22 protein-coding genes are annotated in these 20,480 nt (G+C 32.7%); 3 read left to right on the top strand and 19 right to left on the bottom strand.

The genetic code is table 11. The features are described 5' to 3' along the window. The first annotated feature begins 11 nt into the window (after positions 1-11). Entirely contained in the window at positions 12-782 is a 771-nt protein-coding gene (gene recO / locus H0Z29_02640) for a DNA repair protein RecO (GenBank protein MBO8130397.1), read from the top strand. Beyond that, positions 779-1,645 (top strand): rhomboid family intramembrane serine protease, encoded by an 867-nt coding sequence (locus H0Z29_02635; protein MBO8130396.1) that lies wholly within the window; start codon positions 779-781, stop codon positions 1,643-1,645. Before recO ends, H0Z29_02635 begins: the two co-directional genes overlap by 4 nt. Before the next feature lies 1 nt (position 1,646). On the opposite strand, the gene H0Z29_02630 is transcribed toward H0Z29_02635, so the two are convergent. The 5 genes from H0Z29_02630 to H0Z29_02610 are packed head-to-tail and all read right to left on the bottom strand — an operon-like array spanning position 1,647 to position 5,721. Next, positions 1,647-2,549, bottom strand: coding sequence for a Ppx/GppA family phosphatase (locus tag H0Z29_02630; protein MBO8130395.1), 903 nt, complete (start codon positions 2,547-2,549; stop codon positions 1,647-1,649). Beyond that, positions 2,530-3,333: a DUF72 domain-containing protein gene (locus H0Z29_02625; GenBank protein MBO8130394.1), complete on the bottom strand. Its 804-nt coding sequence runs from the start codon at positions 3,331-3,333 to the stop codon at positions 2,530-2,532. Before H0Z29_02625 ends, H0Z29_02630 begins: the two co-directional genes overlap by 20 nt. Next, the gene (locus H0Z29_02620) at positions 3,320-4,261 is read right to left on the bottom strand and encodes a glycosyltransferase (GenBank protein MBO8130393.1); all 942 of its coding nucleotides are present in this window, start codon (positions 4,259-4,261) and stop codon (positions 3,320-3,322) included. The genes H0Z29_02625 and H0Z29_02620 overlap by 14 nt, the downstream gene beginning before the upstream one ends. Next, the gene (locus H0Z29_02615; GenBank protein ID MBO8130392.1) at positions 4,251-4,631 is read right to left on the bottom strand and encodes a hypothetical protein; all 381 of its coding nucleotides are present in this window, start codon (positions 4,629-4,631) and stop codon (positions 4,251-4,253) included. Before H0Z29_02615 ends, H0Z29_02620 begins: the two co-directional genes overlap by 11 nt. A gap of 1 nt (position 4,632) precedes the next feature. Next, complete coding sequence (locus H0Z29_02610) at positions 4,633-5,721, bottom strand: glycosyltransferase (GenBank protein MBO8130391.1); 1,089 nt, start codon at positions 5,719-5,721, stop codon at positions 4,633-4,635. Positions 5,722-5,819: 98 nt separating this feature from the next. Between H0Z29_02610 and H0Z29_02605 the strand changes: the two genes are divergently transcribed. Continuing rightward, a complete protein-coding gene (locus tag H0Z29_02605; protein ID MBO8130390.1) occupies positions 5,820-6,974 on the top strand; it encodes a glycosyltransferase family 4 protein in 1,155 nt (384 codons plus the stop codon). On the opposite strand, the gene H0Z29_02600 is transcribed toward H0Z29_02605, so the two are convergent. The 14 genes from H0Z29_02600 to wecB form a co-directional block, all read right to left on the bottom strand. Continuing rightward, positions 6,951-8,375 carry an oligosaccharide flippase family protein gene (locus H0Z29_02600; GenBank protein ID MBO8130389.1) on the bottom strand — a complete coding sequence of 475 codons (1,425 nt, stop codon included), beginning with the start codon at positions 8,373-8,375 and terminating at the stop codon, positions 6,951-6,953. The two genes, H0Z29_02605 and H0Z29_02600, sit on opposite strands and share 24 nt — an antisense overlap. After that, positions 8,372-9,817, bottom strand: a complete 1,446-nt coding sequence (locus H0Z29_02595; protein ID MBO8130388.1) for an oligosaccharide flippase family protein — start codon at positions 9,815-9,817, stop codon at positions 8,372-8,374. Before H0Z29_02595 ends, H0Z29_02600 begins: the two co-directional genes overlap by 4 nt. Before the next feature lie 27 nt (positions 9,818-9,844). Beyond that, complete coding sequence (locus H0Z29_02590; GenBank protein MBO8130387.1) at positions 9,845-10,822, bottom strand: GNAT family N-acetyltransferase; 978 nt, start codon at positions 10,820-10,822, stop codon at positions 9,845-9,847. A 243-nt stretch (positions 10,823-11,065) separates the two neighbouring features. After that, entirely contained in the window at positions 11,066-11,530 is a 465-nt protein-coding gene (locus H0Z29_02585; GenBank protein ID MBO8130386.1) for a hypothetical protein, read from the bottom strand. A gap of 18 nt (positions 11,531-11,548) precedes the next feature. Beyond that, positions 11,549-12,160 carry a protein-L-isoaspartate(D-aspartate) O-methyltransferase gene (locus H0Z29_02580; GenBank protein MBO8130385.1) on the bottom strand — a complete coding sequence of 204 codons (612 nt, stop codon included), beginning with the start codon at positions 12,158-12,160 and terminating at the stop codon, positions 11,549-11,551. 98 nt (positions 12,161-12,258) lie between these two features. Then, positions 12,259-13,377: a M48 family metallopeptidase gene (locus tag H0Z29_02575; protein MBO8130384.1), complete on the bottom strand. Its 1,119-nt coding sequence runs from the start codon at positions 13,375-13,377 to the stop codon at positions 12,259-12,261. Between the two features lies 1 nt (position 13,378). Beyond that, positions 13,379-13,657: a hypothetical protein gene (locus H0Z29_02570; GenBank protein ID MBO8130383.1), complete on the bottom strand. Its 279-nt coding sequence runs from the start codon at positions 13,655-13,657 to the stop codon at positions 13,379-13,381. After that, a complete protein-coding gene (locus H0Z29_02565; protein ID MBO8130382.1) occupies positions 13,654-14,721 on the bottom strand; it encodes a mannose-1-phosphate guanylyltransferase in 1,068 nt (355 codons plus the stop codon). Before H0Z29_02565 ends, H0Z29_02570 begins: the two co-directional genes overlap by 4 nt. A gap of 2 nt (positions 14,722-14,723) precedes the next feature. Next, positions 14,724-15,494 (bottom strand): diaminopimelate epimerase, encoded by a 771-nt coding sequence (locus H0Z29_02560; protein MBO8130381.1) that lies wholly within the window; start codon positions 15,492-15,494, stop codon positions 14,724-14,726. Next, positions 15,487-17,181, bottom strand: coding sequence for an Ig-like domain-containing protein (locus H0Z29_02555; protein ID MBO8130380.1), 1,695 nt, complete (start codon positions 17,179-17,181; stop codon positions 15,487-15,489). Before H0Z29_02555 ends, H0Z29_02560 begins: the two co-directional genes overlap by 8 nt. A gap of 16 nt (positions 17,182-17,197) precedes the next feature. After that, a complete protein-coding gene (locus H0Z29_02550) occupies positions 17,198-18,382 on the bottom strand; it encodes an aminotransferase class I/II-fold pyridoxal phosphate-dependent enzyme (protein ID MBO8130379.1) in 1,185 nt (394 codons plus the stop codon). 467 nt (positions 18,383-18,849) lie between these two features. Beyond that, positions 18,850-19,011 carry a phosphoenolpyruvate carboxykinase (ATP) gene (locus tag H0Z29_02545; protein ID MBO8130378.1) on the bottom strand — a complete coding sequence of 54 codons (162 nt, stop codon included), beginning with the start codon at positions 19,009-19,011 and terminating at the stop codon, positions 18,850-18,852. Between the two features lie 36 nt (positions 19,012-19,047). Then, on the bottom strand, positions 19,048-19,155 hold the full coding sequence (locus H0Z29_02540; GenBank protein ID MBO8130377.1) for a phosphoenolpyruvate carboxykinase (ATP): 108 nt from the start codon (positions 19,153-19,155) through the stop codon (positions 19,048-19,050). A gap of 255 nt (positions 19,156-19,410) precedes the next feature. Then, positions 19,411-20,478, bottom strand: a complete 1,068-nt coding sequence (gene wecB / locus H0Z29_02535) for a UDP-N-acetylglucosamine 2-epimerase (non-hydrolyzing) (GenBank protein ID MBO8130376.1) — start codon at positions 20,476-20,478, stop codon at positions 19,411-19,413. Positions 20,479-20,480 lie beyond the last annotated feature (2 nt).

The raw sequence follows: 20,480 nt of genomic DNA, 5'->3' as shown, positions 1-20,480 counted from the left end.
TCAGGTAATCTATGTCAATATTAAAAACAGAGGCTATCGTCTTAAGGACTCACCCCTATCACGAGTCAAGTAGCATTGTCAAACTATTTACCCAAAAACATGGCTTAGCAACAGTAATAGCAAAAGGGGCAAGGAGGATAAAAAGCCCTTTTAGAGGTAATCTCGAGACCTTCAATCAAATTGAGGTAATTTATTATTATAAAAGCACACGCGATATTCAAACTCTATCATCTTCTGAGCTAAAAAGGTCTTTTTTCAAAAACATAGACGATCTTGAAAAACTATTCATTCCCTATTTAATTATAGAACTTGTTGAAAAAATTCCCACCTCCGAAGATGATGCAGAACCCGTTTATAATCTAATCGTCGATACATTTTCAAGTATGGAAACACATCCTGAACATGCTGAGTTGTGCCTTATAAAATTTTTAATTGAATTCTCACAACTACATGGATATAAAGTTGAAATAATAAAATGTAAAAACTGTGGGAAAAAACTAAAAATAGCATATTTTGATACCAAATCAGGTGAATGTTATTGCGAGGAATGCTGTTATATGGTAGATGATTTTATAATGATTAGTGAAAAAATGATAAATTTGATTAATAGTTTGTCTAAATATCCTGTAACCAAGGAAACCAAGTACGAATCAAAATCTGATGAAATTAAAACCATTGAGTTTTTATTAAAATGGTTATTTTTTAATATCGATATAAAATTGGAGTTGAAAAGTTTTAAAGTTTTTAGTATGATAAGTAAGAGAATTGGAGAAGCAAAATGAGATATTATCGAGGGTATTGGAGCAATTATGATTACGGTTATTTCAGGCCAAGACTTTTTAGCGGTGGAGCAATACGAACAATAATAATTATAAATGTTGCCGTTTACCTTTTTGGACTTTTGTTTGGAATTCAGAGTTTCTTTCACAGGTTTTTTGGACTTGTTCCTCATTATATATTATCAAGAGGTTATATATGGCAACTGGCTACCTATATGTTTGTTCATGGTGGCTTCTGGCATATTTTCTGGAATATGTTTGTCCTCTGGATGTTCGGAACTGAAATTGAGAACTATTGGGGGAGGCGAGAATTCATCAAATATTATTTTATAACAGGCATTGGAGCTGGGATAATTACCTTTTTATTCAATATTAATTCTACAGTACCGGTTGTAGGTGCTAGTGGTGCTATTTATGGGATACTACTAGCCTTTGGTATGATGTTTCCAAATAGATACATCTACTTCTATTTCCTTATACCAATCAAGGCGAAATACTTTGTCATATTTATCGGAATAATGACATTTATATCTTCCTTAAGTCCCGGTTATAGCAATATAAGTCACCTTACCCATCTCGGAGGGTTAATAATTGGTTATATTTATTTGAAAAAAGAATGGATAATATTCAGATTAAAAAGATACACTCCAAATATAAATTTCAAAAGTTTTGTTAAAAAATTTGCCAGACCTATAAACAAATCCACAAAACATTTTGATGCCTACGATACAGACGAAACCTTAAGAGAGGAAGTCGACAGGATACTTGACAAAATCAGCAAAAGTGGCTATGATAGCCTTACAGATGAAGAAAAGAAATTACTACTACTAGCGAGTGAGTATTTTGCAAAAAAGGATAAAAAATAGATTAATCCAGCAATTTATATATAAAACCCCACCGTACTCCACGATTTGAAACAAACATATTTTTAATATTATATTTTTCCATAATAGATAGAAATATTAAAGCTCCTATGTGAATAATATCCGCTCTACCCGGATCCAGGCACGGTATATTCAGTCTTTCTGTAAAGGTTATTCTGTTTAAATAGTCAAATAAAATCCGCATCTGTTCATATGTTATCTTGCTCTTATGTACTTTCTCATGTTCGAATTTTTCTAACCCCAAATTTATTGCTTGAAGAGTAGTGATAGTACCGCCAGTCGCAACAGTTAAATAACCATCATCGATTATGATCTTTGGTAACTGGCTTTTAATAAATCTATTAACTTCTACAAATGTATTATGATCTATATTATCCTGAATTCGGAATTTATTCTTAATCCTGACTGCCCCTATCTTTAGACTATTAGCAAACTCTATATTTTTATCAGTACCATTAGCAAGCTCTACACTACCTCCACCTGCATCTATAGAAAAGAATTTATTGCATATATCTCCAAATTCTATTTTAACAGAGTAAAATGTCAGCTCTGCCTCTTCCTCTCCTGAAATAATTTTTATCTCAATCCCGGTTTTTTCATATACTTCATCAAGGAAATCCTGCGAATCCTCTGCATCTCTTAAAGCATCGGTAGCAAAACAAATGATTATGTCTACAACCAGGTTATCGGCGATCTCTTTATACTTTTTTAAAACATCAATTGTATTATTCCTAGAATCGGGATTAAGGTTTCGATGTTTTTCAATATTCCTCCCAATCCTTGTAATAATCGATTCTTCATATAATGCCTTGATATGATTATTGATTCTCTCGGCAATAGAAAGAATTACTGAATTGCTTCCGAGATCAATTACAGCAACTCTCACTTTTCAGTCCCAGCATCTCCATTAATTGTAAAGCATTTTTTGGAGCATAGCCATTAATTCCGTTATTAAAGAAAATAAATATCTTATTACACTTATCCAGCATTTTCTTAATTTTATCCTTACACTCAATCAACTCTTCATAGCTATAATTGTAGTTATATTTCTTACCCATGGGCGGTTTCATCCATGCCTCTTTATTCCTACCGTGAAACCGCATATAAGCAAACTTTGTGGTAACTATATCCTGTCTTGGCATAAGCTCAGGTAGTTTTGGTCCGTCAACACACACATAAGAAATATCACTCTTCTGAAAACTTATATAAGTTTCTTCCCTGCACCAGGATGGATTTCTAAACTCAATAAATAGAGGCAAATCAACAAGTGCTTCTTTAACATTTTTTATATAGTCTAAATTGATCTGACTAAATGAGAATGAAGGTGGAAACTGGGCTAAAAAACCCCCAAATTTACCTTTAGCTATGAGAGGTTCCACTGCCTGCTTCGATTTCCTGAGAGCCTCGTCTATCTCTCTCCTTTTATGCGTTATATCCCTAAAAATTTTTACTATAAACTGAAAATAATCAGGTGTCTTCTCATCAAGATTTTTATAAAATCTATATATATGAAGTTTATAAAAAGATGAATTAATCTCCAACCCATTAAATTTTGTACAATAAAACGCCAGCATCTCACTGCTCTTAATATCAGCAGGATAAAACACACCTTTCCAATCATAATAACTATAACCTGAAGTACCAACTACTATTTTCTCACTTATTGGCACTTTTAGAAAAACCTCGTAATAGATAATTTGCAAATAAAAGCTTTAAAAAAATATTTGATAGGGGATAAAAAGAAATCTCATAAAAGAAAATTCCAGCTTTTTTTACCAACCCTGTTATAAGAAATCTACCGACCCATGCTTTTAAGAAATTTGAACCAGTATATGCCGTGGAATACTCCAATTTATAAGCCTTAACCATTTCTTCCCCTCCCCTTACAAGCATGGGTAGGTTTATCATAGCAAATTTATATATATTTTCAAGCTCGTTTTTCAGAGGTTTATAGTGCCTGTGATAGCCAATCAGTTCAGGATTGAAGTATAAACCTGCAGGATATTTCTTATAAATTCTATAAGCCAGATCATTATCTTCGCCACCCCAGATTTTATACGTCTCATTAAAATAACCCACTTCCTCAATCACCTCTTTTCTAACCGCAGTAAGATTGAATAGAAAATAATAAAATGGTATTGGTTTAGACCAATTTTTTATTCTCTTGTATTCATTGCGATATCTTTGATATTTATCCATTTTAACAGTATGATGCGAAATCCTTTTCCCGATAACCCCTATTATATCATCCCTTGCAAATAAATTGTTAACCTTTTGCAAAAATCTTTCACTAAGGATCATATCCGAATCGACAAATAGTAATATTTCACCATTAGCATTTCCAATACCGGTATTTCTTGCAGCAGCAAGCCCCCTATTTTCTGCATGGAAAAATAATTTAATATTTTTCCCCCTGCCAATTTCCTTCAAAATATCTCTCGTCCCATCATTTGACCCATCATCTATGATCAATATTTCAAATGAATCTTCTGGATAATCCTGACTGACAATACTACTGACACATTCTTTAATTGTTTTCTTCGAATTATAGCATGGAACGATTATAGAGATAAACCTATACCTATTACTATCTATCATGATTTTTATATAATTCTTTCTCAAGCTCAGAGAAATTTTTGAGAATTTTTATATTAAAATTCCTTACATTTCCCGTACCATTTTTAGAAAAAACGCATATCTTCTGATAATTGTGGACAGACTTTTTCAACTTTTTAGCCAGACTGGGATTCGATAAAACTACCTTGTCAGACTCAAATAGATATTTTGGTAAAATCTTCCTGACATGATAAATACTTACCATCGCTGGAATTTTAGAAAATTTATATATACAATTTTTGTCATCAGTTATTATAACAATTTTATTTTCATAGTCTGCGGAAATCCTGGACTCAATAAACTTTATAAAACCATTAGAATCTTTCTTATCAATTAAGAACAGAATTTTCACCTTAAATCCCCCTAATATTTAAGTCAGTCTTATAGTACTCATATAACTTTCTTACCACATTTCTATAATCATGGTATTTTTCAACCCAGGCACGCCCCTGCCTGCCTTTTTCAGCTAAAATTTCTGGATTTTTGAGAATTTCTTCCAGTTTACTCTCAAGCTCATCCTTATAAATATTAATAAACGGGTGATCAGGGATAAATTCTTCATATGTTGGATTTAAATATGTGGCACAGGCAATACCCATAGACAGAGCCTCAATTGAATTCATGCCGTATCCCCACGCAAGGTCTGTAACTTGGTCAATAACCAGATCGGCTTTCTTTTTTATCTTTAATACCTCAGGGTAAGGCATATTTTCAAGAATAATAAAATTAAATCTATATTTTTTCTTAAGTTTTGAAATAGCCTCTAATATAAACTCAGTCCCTTTAATTTTTCTATTCGTGGGGGCATGAACTATTGTTATTGGGTCACCTATTTTATCTTTTACTTTAAAAGATCTTACATCAAATGGTAAAAATAGATATTTCATCTTTGGGTGTTTATAGAGTAAATCAAGTTCATTAGTCAAATTCAAATCACTAATATCATCAAGCTCCCTTATCACTCCCCTATTGCGAATATCTTTACCATGATAATGACAGATAATTTTTTTACCCATTCTCTCCAATCTTTTTGCAAATCTACAATCACGGAAAAAGTCAATACCCCATTCAAAATGATAAACATCAAAATCTTCAAGACTGTATTCTTTTATTGCCCTTTTCACCTTTGGTTCCCATATCTTATCTCTGAGGCCAAACAATACCCTCTTCCAGTGAGGTGGATTCCAATAGGGAGGATAGCCTTCAAGCTCATCCCAGTAGTCCCTTTTTTCTAGAACTTTACTGAAAATTTCTCTGAATTTGATAAAAAACTCAGAAGTAGATATAAGCGGTAAGTTCAAACATATATCTTCCTCATAATCGGCTTTGTGGTGATAAAAAGTAACAAACCTACAATAGTTACCCATTTCCTCATGAGCTCTTTTCCATATAGATAAGACTCCAACTGTATTTTCTGGCGATATGTATAAAATTTTTAGCATTTTTACTTAATTCAATAATACCTGCTTAATATAGTATTTCCACATATATTTTACTATATTTAGACGGAAATTAATTTAAATTGAGAATTTTTTATAAAATGAACCTTTTTGTAATCCCAAGCTGGTACCCTTCGGAAATTTATCCACATTCGGGTACATTTTTTGAACAACAGGCTAAAATATTAAAAAACTATGTTGATAATTTGGTGGTAATTTCATCACTTATATATTCACCAAAGGAATTTAGTATCTCAAAATTAAGAAAATTCAAAAAGGGACTATTTGTTGAAAATGGACTTAATGTCATTAGAGAAGAAAAATTCCCGCCATTACCTAAAATCCAGAGAATGTATTATTACTCTAATAAAACAAGTATCATCAAGATGCTTAAAAAAGCTCTAACAGAATTTGGTAAACCAGATTTTATCATTTCCTACTCTTCAATCTGGTCAGGCGCATCAGTAGTAGATTACTGTATAAAAAACAAAGTACCTATATTCATCTCTGAACACTTAAAGGAATTTTTACTCGATAATGGCTTTTCTAAATTTCAAAAAAACCTAATCAAAAAAACCTATCAATTTGTAGATAAGATTATAGTACCGAGTTCCGCAATGAAAAAGTCTATTTTGAAAAAATTTCATCAGGATAGAGAAAAAGTAACAGTAATTCCAAACCCCGTTGACGAGGCATTCCTAACGGCTGAAATAGTACATAAAAAAGACATATCTGAATTTAAGTTTGTCACCGTCTCACTATTCAGACCAGAAAAAAGGATTAATTGGTTAATAAAAGCTTTTAAAGAACTGGTTAGAGAAAGACAAAATTTAAGACTGGTAATAATTGGGGATGGTCCTGAAAAAAATAACATATTTCGTTTGATTAACAAATTAAACGTTAAAAAGTTTATTACATTGACTGGCTATCTAAGCAAAGAAGAAATAATAAAAATATTGCAGAAATGTCACGCATATATACAAACCAGTCGAGTTGAAACTTTCGGAATGTCAATAGTGGAAGCGATGGCTCTTGGCTTGCCAGTAATTTCAACTAAATGTGGAGGACCAGAAGATTTTATAAACAAAAACAATGGTATTTTAGTTGATATAAATAATTATAAAAACCTTATTGATGCAATGCTGAGAATTATCTATGACTACAATAAATACAATCCAGAGACAATAAGAAATTACATCATCAAAAATTTTAACTCCGAAATATTTGCTAGATCAATTTTGTCTCTTTATAGATAAAACCCTCCTAATATAGAAACAGTGCAGGACAGAGACGAATACCGTTATTAAGACCTTTATGGTTATAGATTTATAAAAAGATACAAACAAAATCATTAATCCTATAAAAAATACATTTAAAGTTATTTTACTCCATTGATACTGCATCGGATATATTTTATTATTAACAATATATATAACAAAACTGAGTACAAAGTAGGATATACACGTTGATATAGCAGCTCCACTGTAACCTAATATGGGAATCAATATTATATTCAGAATGATGTTAATAGTAGTGGCAACTCCATAGGCTATGGGTACATATTTAGTCTTTTCAAGCTGAAAGATACCAGGTATTTGAAGGTTATAAAATAAAAGAAATATATACCCAAGGGCAATTATCGGGATAATAGATATAGCAGGCCAGTAATCTCCACCCATTAAATAAACACCAAATACTCTTATTTTTAAAAAATCTGCTATCCATAAATAGATAAGAAACCATAAATATAAAAACACGGTAATTACGATAGTCACTGTATTGGATAGTCTCCTTTTTGCATCTTCTTTATTAATAATATTTAAAAAATACGGATACCATGCTAGATTGAATCCTATAACTAAAATATTCATTAAAGACCCGACTCTGTATCCAGCACTGTATAACCCTACTGCCTTTAAATCTGAAAAAAATTTCAGTATAAATCTATCAGATACTTCGAGCAACATTCCAAATACCGCAGAAACTGCAAATGGGAAAGAAAACGTAATTATCTTCTTTACAACTTCTATCGGAATTCTAAAGTGAATATTTTTAAAAATAGAGGGTAACGTAAAAATGAATACAGTAACATCAGATAGCAAAAAGCCAAGAATTATTCCTCTTACCCCCATATTGGATTTTGCTACAAATAAATAACAAAGGGTAAACATGAATATTGAATGAATGACACTTACGAGAAAAAACAGGATGGCTTTATTCTCCGCCCTAAATATTAGTCGTGGAAAGATATTAAGAACCTCTATTACTACCAGTAGTAACACTAAAAATACTGTAAAAAAATTTTCATCTGGAATAACAAATCGCATAATAAATTTTCTCAACAAAAAAAACAATAAAGAGAATAAAAGCAGGTTGAATAAAGTCATGAAGTAGGCAACGCTAAAATATGACTTTTTTTGTTCAGGAAATTTTATGTAGTAGTTCAATAATGCGGAATCAGTACCAACTGGTACTAAAACTGCCACAAAGCTGATAAAAGCAATTATCAGAGAGAAAATACCAAATTCTTCTGCTGTTAAAAAATTTGTAAAAACAGGAAGAAGGGCAAAAGTAATAAATCGTGAAATAACCGTTGCAGCTATATAAACAAATGACGTTTTAAACAATCTAAAAATATTTTGTCCATCCTTAATCATAGATATTTTTTAAAGGCACTTATTATTGAATTTATTTCTTCTTTTTTAATTGAGCCAAAAATTATAAGTAACATTGCATAAACAATGATTGATAGAATTTTAATAATTGATGAGGGCTGAGTAACAAATAAAATGTAACCTATTACAATGGAAATTAATAAAGTTACAAACACTCTTCTAAAATTGTAATTTATTTTAAAACATCTTTGCGATGTAAAAAAAGTTAATATTGCAAGCGTAACATATCCAATAAGGCTGGCAATCGCCGATCCTACAATACCAAGATAAGGTATTAGAATAAAATTAAATGCAACATTTATAGCTGCTGAAATTAGTGTATTTATAGCAATAAACTTGGTCTTTTTTTCAAAATAGATTCCAGGTAGAAATACTATATTAATTCCATAAAAAACATATCCCAGTAGTATGTATGGAACAATTGAAATACACGATTGATATTCTTTGCCAACCAGATAAATATTACCAATATGAAAATTAACAATTTCCTTTATGAAAATTGTCAGGATAAGCCAGGTCGACATTGCGACAAGCACAAAATAGTTAAAAACCTTTGAAAATAAAACTTTCGAGCTCTCCTTCTTTCCCGCTTTTAAAAAAAAAGGTTGCCAGGCATAATAAAATGCAGTGGTCAAAAGCAACATAAAAATCCCGAGTTTAAAACCCGCACTGAAAATACCAACCGCTTTTAAATCAAGCATATGACTTATGATATACCTATTCAGCATTTCCATTGTTACAGAGGCAAGTCCAGCAGGAACGAAGGGAAGTCCAAAAAGAATTAACTGCTTCACATGCATAAATGAAAATAATGGTTTAATCTCTCTTAAAATGAGCAGATAAAGAATTATGGTAGTAACAACACTAGTCACAAGATTACTTAAAAATATCCCCTCTACACCTTTCCTTAGCATAGCTACTAGATAAATATTCAGTGTAAAGACAATAACAACATTTGCAATCCGTATTGACATAAAAAGGAGAGCCTTCTCTTTCAGACGCAATAACGCATAAGGCAGATGTGCAAGACAGTCAAAAAGTAATATAAAAGCTGCGTATTTTATAAGAACACTATATTCTTTAGAGGAGAGAAGCATACCACTTAAATACCTACAGGAGAATAAAATCAGCATAGTAAAAATTAAACTTGTTAGAATAGATAAAAACACCGATGTTGAAAATATAATATCTTTATCCTTTGTATTTGAATCATCCGAGTAAAACCTCATCATTGCAGAGTCCAGACCATAGTTATATATAATATTCATAAAACCCAGAAAGGCAAATACAAGCGATGTAAGACCATAATCTTCTGGGGATAATATGTTTGTATACAAAGGTAATAGAAGAAATGTAACAAATCTTGCCAGAATAGTCCCAACGCCATAAATAAGTGTCTGCTTTGTTAAACTTCTTATGCTCATCGACATTTTTAGCTCAGGATTATAATTTTATTTTAGGTCAATATAGAAAGTATCTCTAAAAATTCCAGTGGCTCCAAATCCTTCTTTAAATCTCCCCAATCCAAAATTTGGCTCCATATTAACAGTGAAAATTCCAAAATCTAGATACTTAAATCCCCTCTTAATTGAATCCTCTATTATATAGTAAAATAATAAATTCACACCACGATATTGCTGCATATCCTCTCGATGACTAATATAAAAAGCAAGTGAAACTTGAGAATTACAATCAAACATCACAACACCAGCTATCATTTCATCTCTTAAATATGCACCATAAAGTCGAATTCTATCGGGAAAAATATTTTTCAATTTCAGTAATTCTTCAAGGGAGTGCGTTGGCTTTACATTGTGCCTGATTTTTAAATTATTTTTTAAAATGTCATAGAAAACCTCCCAATCCTCACTCTCTCGAACCTCAACTCCCAGCTTCATAGCTTTTCTAAAAGCAGTCCTGTTCACCTGCTTAAATTTTTTCACATTTTCCTCGATACTCTCCTCAAGAAAAAGAATACTTGAAAGCTCTTTTTTTAAATATTTGAAACCATTTTTCAACAGTGAAAAATCTATATATTGCGAAGGTCTTTTACTATATATTATCGGGGGTATTGTAATAACTATCTTCTCAAATCCCTTTTCATAAGCATAATCCACAAGGCGTCTCACCATACTGAACGCAGAAGATATCGAAAGAGTAGCATTATAAACAAAACCCCCATAGCTCGCTCCACGATGAGAAAAAAGCGCCCTTTTCCCCATATAATCAACACTCACTGCAGGAAATAACGCAAATATCTGATCATTTTTCTTGATTACAATCGAAGAATCATTGAATCGATCAGGAGGATGGTATGAAAGAAATTTTCTAAGATGAAAAATTGTACCATTGGCACTATTTTCAACAAATTCGTCCCACTTGTATCTATATGATTCGTTGTAGTCTTCGAAATCAAGAGAAGCAACCATAAAAAAATTTATATTTTTTACCCCTGTTTTCAAAAAAATTTTATTATTTAAAATTCGCTTTAAAACACTCAAAGTTAATCGTTCTTGAACATTAGATAGAAGTAATCATTTCCTATTTTTTTACCGAGTTAACATAGTTATAAACCTCAGCACCAAATTCCATACATTCTTTTCTTTTCAGGTTATCATATTCACTAAAGGGTTTTATCATCTTCCTTAATTCAGGTTCTAGTAAAACTAGTGTCATTCTTCCAAGAAATACCCTCGATGGAACACCGCCAACCTTACAGATAATTGCAAGATAGTTATCAATAATTTTCGATGAACTTCAGGTGTCACAGGTCTTTGCATATTACCACAGACAACAAATAACCCGCATAATTTTTTCGACAGCCAGTCGCTATTTTCTCTTAAATACTTCTCAAGCCTATCTGACGTCCGCCCATATCTAATAGCTCCACCAACAATAATATGATCATAAGGATTTAAATTAACCTCTTCTCTTATATCAAATACATTGGCAATACCACCCATACCTTCCGAAATCCATACCGCAGCATCCCTTGCAGTACCACACCAGGTACTATATAATATTGCCCACTTTTTATCCGATGGATTTGGATAATACTCCAATCCTTTTACTCCCTTTGTGATAAAAAAGAAACCAGTGCTAAAAGACAGCCATTTAAAAAAATCTCTCCTCTTCATCTTCACCCTTCAAAAGGTTTACTCTTCACTTTCTTTAATAAGCGGGACAAATCTTACAGGTAAAAGATTCTTAATACTTATCCTATTCAATTTTTTCTCTATTAGATAGAGAAACTGCAATGAGAATTGAGGACCTATTGGAATTACCATTCTACCACCGTTTTTTAACTGATTCACAAGTTCTACGGGTATCGTATCAGCTGCAGCGGTAACAATTATTGCATCATAAGGAGCATGCTCTTTCCAGCCAAACCATCCATTCCCCACTTTAAAGAGTACATTTTTATAACCCAATTTCTTTATCACCTCTTGTGCTCTTTTACTAAGTGCCTTAATAATTTCTACAGTAAACACAGAGTCTACAATTTCGGCAAGCACAGCTGCCTGATAACCAGAACCAGTCCCTATCTCCAATACCTTATCATCACCATCCAATTCCAATTTTTCGGTCATAAATGCAACGATATATGGCTGCGAAATCGTCTGCCTATACCCTATCGGTAACGGACAGTCATTATAGGCTTCGCTTACATACTCCGCTGGAACAAAAAGATGTCTTGGAACTTTCATCATCGCATCTATGATCTTTTTATCTATGATTCCTCGTGCAATTATTTGAGTAGTCACCATTCGTTTCCTCAGGCTGACAAAATCCTTTTCACCGCATCTGCAGAATGAAACGGATAAACATAAAAAGGCAGTCAAAACTGAATATAGTTTTTTAAATCTCAATTTAAACCTTTCTCAGCTAACGTTTTGATTCTTTTTATTCTTCGCTCAACAGATGGATGGGAATGAAAAAAGAACTCCACAATCTTTTGAGGCCGTCGATCAATAAGGTTTATTTCTGAAAGTTTATTCAAAGAAGATATGAAAGAATCTACCATTCCGGCTTTACGAAGCACAAATTCATCAGCTTCAAACTCCAGATAACGCGAAAAACTATTCACAACAGGCGATATAATAAATTGAACAATTATAATTATCACGTAAAGGATAGGTAATAGCGCTATTCTTGACTTATCAGATATTCCCATTGAAAAAATTATTTTAAAATACACCTGGTCAGCAACAAATAGCAGAGAGAAAACAATTAAAATCTGAAATAGAAAATTCTTCCAAATATGACCCAATTTATAATGTCCTATCTCGTGAGCAATTACACTTAATATCTCGCCTTTTCCGAAATTGTCAATAAGATTGTCGGCAATAATTACTCGCTTTGTCTTACCTATTCCTGTAAATCCTGCATTTGCTTTCCTTGTCGTCTTGCTGAGATTAAATCTATAGATATTTCCAATCTTGAAACCCATCTTCTTACAAAACTCTTTTATCTCATCCACCAGACCTTCATCACCTACCTTTTCAAACTTATAAAATATCGGCATAATAATAACAGGTGCTATATAGTTAATTAACAATGAAAACAATATCATTGCTGTAGCAAATAAAATCCACCACATCTTTTGAAAATTGACGATAATAGCATAAAAAACTAATAGAATTAGCAAAAGAATTGGCAAACCAATACCAATAGACTTTGTCTCCTCAATTATCCATTTTACAAGAGACTGATTGCTTAATCCGTATTTACGTTCTATTATATAGGACGAAATAAAATTAAACGGAAAGAGTATAATACCCAGAACTATAGCCAAAACCAGTGAAAATCCAACAAATATAATGTACTTATTCGAAAAAACTTTATAGAAAATATTCTCAAGAAAAAAGCTGAAATCAGAAGCAACAATAGCTATTAGTAAAATTATAACAAGAACAAACTCTATAATGCCGATACTGAGCTTCCATAATTCATATTGTTTCTCTTTTTTATCGTTGTTTCGCATATTATTTCTTTACTCGGCTCTCGATCAATTCCCTAACTGAGGGTAAAAGATATATTTTAGAAAGGTCCTTCTCACTTAAGAAGTCCAGTAAAAACTCTAAATGGACATCGATGGGGAAAAATTTATTAATTACTACCCTGTTATCCTCATAAACTTTGCATGCACCATTTGAAAAATCACCTCTATCAAAAATCACTGCATAACCCAATTTTTCAAGTACCTCTACAAGTTGATTCCTTAGCTCTCTTTTTTTATATCCAGCAAGACGAGATAGCTTCATAAGTATTTATTCAATCCCATTTTTTCAAGTTTTTCGACTATCTGTTTCACTTTCTCAGATTCACCACGTTTCGCTATCAAAACTGCATCACCTGACTGAATTATTATCAAATCTTTAACTCCAACAGTAGCCACTAATTTTTTTGAAGATATCAAACATCCTTCTGTATCTATCTCTACAAACTTATCCGATGCAACGTTGCCACTTTCGTCTTTTTTACTCAACTCATACACTGAATCCCATGAGCCCACATCACTCCAGAAGAAATCGCTTTTTACAACAAATACATTTCCTGCTTTTTCCATCACACCATAGTCAATTGATTCAGGATGAATTAATGCCCATTCGGTTTTTAATACATGTTCATACCTGGGTTTGTCTATTGCATCATGAATACGCATCAAACTTTCATACAATTCAGGCATGTATACCCTGAGTGCATTCATAATTACGCTTACCTTCCACACGAACATACCACTGTTCCATAAAAATTCTCTGGTTTCTAAGAATTTAACAGCCGTTTCAAGGTTCGGCTTTTCTGCAAATGTCTTAACCTTATAAACCTTATTCTTAATAAACTCATTTCTCTTATCGATTTGAATGTACCCATAACCAGTAGCAGGTTTGGTTGGATTGATTCCAAAGGTAACAAGCCCATTCTTTTCTCTAGCAATATTCTCTCCCAGTTTTACGGTCTCAATAAATTCATCTGTGTTTAATATGTGATGATCTGCAGGGAAAACACCCATTACAGCCTCTGGATCCTTTTTCATTAAATGAATAGCCGCAAGTCCTATACATGGAGCAGTGTTTTTACCGCTCGGTTCCATTATATAATTTTCCTGTGGAAACTCTGGCAAATCATCAAGTGTCTTTTCAAAAAACTGACTTCCAGCTACCAGATAAATATTTTCGATTCCTGTTATATTTTTTAGCCTATCATATGTCAGACGCAACATAGACCTATTCTTCTCAATAATATCCAGAAATTGTTTCGGATTTTCTCTCCTGCTCAATGGCCAGAATCTTTTACCAGCACCTCCAGCTAATATCACCACATACATTTTTATACCTCACAGGTTATTTTACCTTCAAAAACCTTTTTTACTTCACCACTTAGCCAGTATTGATCGTCAATAAAGTCCACTTCCAGATCACCACCTAATGCCTTTAATCTAATAGGGAAATTTTCATTAAAAATTCTGCTCACTACTAGAGCAGACGCCACAGTGCCTGTACCGCAAGAATAGGTTTCTCCTTCAACTCCTCTCTCATATGTCCTTATTTTCCAATGGGATAACTTTTCCCTCTCTATCAAGTTTACATTGGCATCATACTTTCTTCTAAACCCCTGTGCATACTCATCGATATCAATATTGTCAATTTCATCCTTAACTATCACAATGTGCGGTACACCAGTGTTAACAAAAAATATTTTTTCTCTTTCATTATCCAGACATTCCACTTCACCACCTCTAACAGTTACAGAAACCGCTCTATTACTATAAATACCAGTATGCTCGCCATCGATTGACAGAAACTTATAACATTTTTTTCTCACAATTGGTTTCTCAAACACAAATAATACAGACGCTCTTCCACCATTACCACACATAACAGGACCTGATCCGTCACTGTTATAATAGCGCATTTCATAATCAAAACCTTCTGCCTTATTTATAAATATAACGCCGTCAGCTCCAATTCCAAATCTCCGATCACATAGGAATGGCGTAATTTTCTTAAAAAATTCCCCACTTAATGCCTCTTGCATATTATCTATCATTATAAAATCATTTCCGCAAGCCTGTACTTTCCAGAAATTAATCTCAATCAAGGGATATCTCCAATCCTGCTGTTTCCCACCTTGCTCTAACACTTACTTTACCAGGAATAAACCAGAACGGTTCACACTCCCTGTATGGTATCAGACTTCCAGTATCAAATACCCCGTTTTCATTGACATCATACCAGACAAAAATAGAATAATCTCCTGGCAATAGATAGTTTATATAAAATTCTGCATTTTCCCCGACTCGTGTTGTCATTGTGTAATTATCATCAACATTTACTAAGCGAATTCTCAACTTATTTTTATCTTTGAAATCAGAACTGATTTTACCCGAAACTGATCCGGTATTATTCTCTTCAACAGTTTTAAAATGATAAATTACTAATGTATCTCCCATAATATTATTATTCACATCTGTAATTTTATTTCCATTAAAAATTAATTCAATAGTTTTACCAACTAATGGACTAATAGATGGATAAATTAAAACGGTATTATCATCTATTTTAATATCACTATACCTCATGGTATCGTTATCCACCTTTAAAATCATATATCCAGGCATTAACATAACAGCCTCAGAAAAATCCACTCTTATAAAATCAAATTTAGGATTAACTCTAGATGACTTACTCGAGGGATACATTCTACTGATTGCAGGTGGGATAGTATCTGCTAAAACTTCCTTCGCGTTAATTTTAATTTCTCCTCCTGACTTATTACCATAAATATCCCTTACGTTTTTATAATAAAGTTTTCCACCCCTTTCCAAAATCTTACCATTAACAATGACGTTAAGGTTCTTACCCTCACTTTCAACCCATCTTGCCAATATATCATACCTTTTTAATGAGTTATCACTACAATATAACAGAAAATTTCTTACTGAATCTTCCTTCAGTGGCTTATTAAAATTTAATTTTATTACTCCAAAACTGTCGATATTCATCCCAGTAACTTTCAAAGGTTCAATATCAAATTCAGTAACGTAAAACTTAATACCACCTATTACCTGATCTTTATGAAACACTTTCAATTCGTTAAAGATTGATACACCTGCAAATCTTATAACCTGTCCAGCTTTATAATAGCTTCTTTTGGTACAAATAGATAAAAGTCTATATCTACCTGGAGCTATATAATTTAGAACAAAATTCCCATCCTTTTCCGTTTCCACAATATAATCCCATGAATAATTAAGCAAGGTATCTACTGATATCCTATCCATATTATAAGCGAGAACAAAACATTTCATTTTTTCCGGAATATTATAAATTTTCCCTCTTATTTCAGCCTTGTTTAACTCCTCTCCCGTTGAAAATGCAAGTTTAACTTCCTTATCAACAAAGTTTCCATGAACATCCTGTACAGACCTTCCAAAGGAAAATACATAAGTTGTATTATCTTTTAAACTTTTCAAATTTTCAATTATTATTCTCTTTTTCTTAACCTTTATCTCAGGTTTATAATCTAAACTTGGCGTGATAGAAAGATAAACCTCAGGATTCCTAATTTGGATGTGCTCATCGAAAATAAATTCTATATAATCGAGGTCCGATATATTTGTCGACTGATTTTCAGGTATTGTTGATATTAAAACTGGTCCCCTTTTGTCCTCTGGACCACCAGTAGGAGGTGATATAGCAGCACAACCTATAAAAATAGCTAACACTAAAACTATATAAACCGCAGAACCTGTCAATAAAAATCTGTTATAATGGAAATTTATCACATTTTACCAATTCTAATTATATTATTCCCAGCTCTTTGCCTACTTTCTCAAACTTACTTAAAACATAATCCATCTGCTCAAATGTATGAGTAGCGATATAGCTGGTTCTCAATCGTGCAGAATTTTCAGGAACGGCAGGTGCAACAACTGCATTTGTATATACACCCTCCTGAAATAGCTTCTTCCAAAATAGGAAAGTCTTGATACTATCCCCGATAACTATAGGTATAATCGGGGTCTCACTTGTTGAAGTATCGAATCCTAAACTCTTGAAAGAATCTCTCATATAATTACTTATTTTCCAAAGATTTTCACGCCTCTGGTCATCTTCTTTTATTATTTTTAAAGCTTCCCTTGTGGATGCAACGACGCTAGGCGGAAGGCTTGCGGTAAAAATAAAACTTCTCGTATGATGCCTGATATAATCTATAACATATTCATCTCCAGCTATAAATCCACCGACAGCTGCAAAGGATTTTGAAAACGTCCCCATTATCAAATCTACATGCTCTGTAAGTCCGAAATGAGAAGAAGTACCGCTTCCCTTTGGTCCCAATACACCTAAAGAATGGGCATCATCCACCATTAACCTTGCACCTTTTCTATTTTTCACTATTTCAACAATTTCCGGCAGCTTAGCGATATCCCCTTCCATAGAAAAAATACCATCTACAACAACCAGGACTCCCTTATCTTTTGGAATTCTAAAAATAACTTGCTTCAAATTCTCTATATCATTATGTCTGAACCTTAATATTTCAGCTCTGGAAAGAAGACAACCGTCAACTATACTTGCATGGTCAAGTCTGTCTATAACCACTACATCATTCTTTCCAAGCAGTGTAGAGATTACACCAAGATTTACAAGATAACCGGTTGAGAAGATTAATGCCGATTCTTTTCCAACAAACTCTGCCAGTTCTTTTTCGAATTCCAAATGAATATCAATTGTCCCATTTAAAAAGCGACTCCCAGTTCTTCCCGTCCCGTACTTCCTCAATGCATTTTCAGCTGCCTCAATTAACCTTGGATGATTTGTTAATCCAAGATAATTATTGGAACCGATCATAATAATATTTTTTCCGTTATACTCAACGACGGTTCCATCACCACCTGTAAAAGGAACAAAATAGGGATACCAGCCCTGCTCTCTTGCTATTTGAGCATCATGAAACCTGTAACACTTTTCAAAAATGTCCATAATATTTCTCCCTCAATTCAATTCCATTCATGTTGCTCTAATTTAACCTCAAGACTAATTAACTGCAACAAAAGTAATTTGTACTTAATTATTTGAAATGATTATTTTAATAGTACAATAAATATGGATTCAATTATAATTATTCGTGAATTACTTTTGACATCTCAAATGAAAGGTCCACCTTTGGGTATATATTATGAAATTGTACTCCCAAATCTCTTAATATTTTCAATAAAATATTTAGCAAGTTCCTTATATTTGGTCAAATATTTATTTTTATCATCCCAATTTCTCTCAGAAAATAAAATATCCAAAGGGATACCATCACATTCAGCAGGAATTTTATAATCAAAAATTGGATCGGCTATAAATTTTACTTTATTAAATTTGCCATTTAGTATATTTTTTTAAAATTTCTCTGGTGTATTTTATACCTACAGATTCCCTAATCCATAAGGACCAACAATCTATTCTGTATTCACAAGCCACACTTCCGATTTGTACTTTTTTACATTCTCCTTAAGCGTTAATGCATATTTCAACAGATATATAACTATAAAAGGTGCACCGAAACAGTTGCTGAAAGTTGGAATAGGCTTTTTATCCTGCCCTCCTTCAGTACCACAAATTTTAGAAGTCTACCCAAACATAAAATGATACACCACTTAATTTAAATCAAGCTTTGCTACAGGAGGCATAACACCAAATGCATTACAGGTTAAAAATATTATGTGCTTTGGATGTGGGCCCTTTCCTGTCCAATTTCGTATTATCTATAAAATACAAAGGATATGAAGCTCTGCAATTCTCGGTTAATCGATCACTACTGAGATTAATTTTTTCGGTTATCACATCATAATCAACTTAGTAAAGAGTTGTTTAATATCTTCTAAAAATTATAACGTCTTAGTATCAGAGCGTCATTAACCTATTAATATTTTAATGTGTTAATATATTAAAGGTAAAGTTGTATAATAATTTTATTTATTAAATTGCAAATTTGGCGAGTTCAGTAAACCAAAACTCCTTTAGTGATATATGTCGGTTAAAATCTCCTTGATTCTTTTACTTGCTTCTCCATTACCAAATAAATTACTTCTCTGTTTTGTAGGATTAAATTTTGATACCACTTCGAAAATTTTCTCTGTCTCTGCCTCTACCAAAATATTCCATCCTTCTTCTAATGTTTCTACCCATTCAGTATTATTACGTATAGTAATACATGGTATGCCCAGAATATATGCTTCCTTCTGTACACCTCCTGAATCAGTTATAATTTTTTTTGCATTTTTTTCCAACGCCAGCATATCAAGATATCCTACTGGTTCAATTATTTTTATTCCGTTTATAATATCTCTACTTAAGGGAATATTTTCTAAAGCTCCCTTAGTTCTCGGGTGTACTGGAAATACAATATTTCCAAGTTCTTTAAATGCTCTTAATATATTAGATAGTCTTTCAATATTATCGGTATTCTCTGCACGGTGAATTGTTGCAAGATAATAATCTCCCGGTGTTACATCAATTTTTGATAAAATATTTTCTTCATCAATAATATTTATACAACTTTTTAGAGCGTCAACCATTACATCGCCAGTCATGAACACATTTTCAACAATAGATTCGTTTTTAAGATTATTAACTGCAGTCTGTGTTGGACAGAACAAATAATCCGAGCAATGATCGGTTAGGATTCTATTTATCTCCTCAGGCATTGATTTATCAAAACTCCTCAAACCAGCCTCTATATGAGCTATTTTAATGTGCAACTTTGAAGCTGCCAGAGCTCCAGCTAGCGTTGTGTTGGTATCACCATAGACCAAAACCAGATCAGGGTTTTCATTGATTAATACCTCTTCAATTCTTTTCAGCATCTCACCAGTCTGGTAAGCATGTGAACCAGATCCAACACCCAAATGATAATCAACCTCTGGCATCCCAAGCTCATCAAAAAAGACCTTGTTCATTAAATAATCATAGTGCTGACCTGTATGAACTATTACTTCTTTAAATTCCTTTCTAATTTCCCTTGAAACAGAAAATGCTTTAATAAAATTCGGTCTTGCTCCAACAATTGATACAATCTTTGCCGCCATAC

This window comes from Candidatus Neomarinimicrobiota bacterium (assembly GCA_017656425.1).
GTDB lineage: Bacteria > Fidelibacterota > UBA2242 > UBA2242 > B5-G15 > JACDNV01.
Note: the sequence above shows the minus strand (reverse complement) of the source record. Positions and strands in the feature narration are given on the sequence as shown.

Coding starts and splice junctions, on each gene's coding strand:
- recO (MBO8130397.1), top strand. CDS start 12: ATGTCAATATTAAAAACAGAGGCTATCGTCTTAAGGACTCACCCCTAT.
- H0Z29_02635 (MBO8130396.1), top strand. CDS start 779: ATGAGATATTATCGAGGGTATTGGAGCAATTATGATTACGGTTATTTC.
- H0Z29_02620 (MBO8130393.1), bottom strand. CDS start 4,261: ATGATAGATAGTAATAGGTATAGGTTTATCTCTATAATCGTTCCATGC.
- H0Z29_02610 (MBO8130391.1), bottom strand. CDS start 5,721: ATGCTAAAAATTTTATACATATCGCCAGAAAATACAGTTGGAGTCTTA.
- H0Z29_02605 (MBO8130390.1), top strand. CDS start 5,820: ATGAACCTTTTTGTAATCCCAAGCTGGTACCCTTCGGAAATTTATCCA.
- H0Z29_02600 (MBO8130389.1), bottom strand. CDS start 8,375: ATGATTAAGGATGGACAAAATATTTTTAGATTGTTTAAAACGTCATTT.
- H0Z29_02595 (MBO8130388.1), bottom strand. CDS start 9,817: ATGAGCATAAGAAGTTTAACAAAGCAGACACTTATTTATGGCGTTGGG.
- H0Z29_02590 (MBO8130387.1), bottom strand. CDS start 10,822: ATGGTTGCTTCTCTTGATTTCGAAGACTACAACGAATCATATAGATAC.
- H0Z29_02585 (MBO8130386.1), bottom strand. CDS start 11,530: ATGAAGAGGAGAGATTTTTTTAAATGGCTGTCTTTTAGCACTGGTTTC.
- H0Z29_02580 (MBO8130385.1), bottom strand. CDS start 12,160: ATGGTGACTACTCAAATAATTGCACGAGGAATCATAGATAAAAAGATC.
- H0Z29_02575 (MBO8130384.1), bottom strand. CDS start 13,377: ATGCGAAACAACGATAAAAAAGAGAAACAATATGAATTATGGAAGCTC.
- H0Z29_02570 (MBO8130383.1), bottom strand. CDS start 13,657: ATGAAGCTATCTCGTCTTGCTGGATATAAAAAAAGAGAGCTAAGGAAT.
- H0Z29_02565 (MBO8130382.1), bottom strand. CDS start 14,721: ATGTATGTGGTGATATTAGCTGGAGGTGCTGGTAAAAGATTCTGGCCA.
- H0Z29_02550 (MBO8130379.1), bottom strand. CDS start 18,382: ATGGACATTTTTGAAAAGTGTTACAGGTTTCATGATGCTCAAATAGCA.
- wecB (MBO8130376.1), bottom strand. CDS start 20,478: ATGGCGGCAAAGATTGTATCAATTGTTGGAGCAAGACCGAATTTTATT.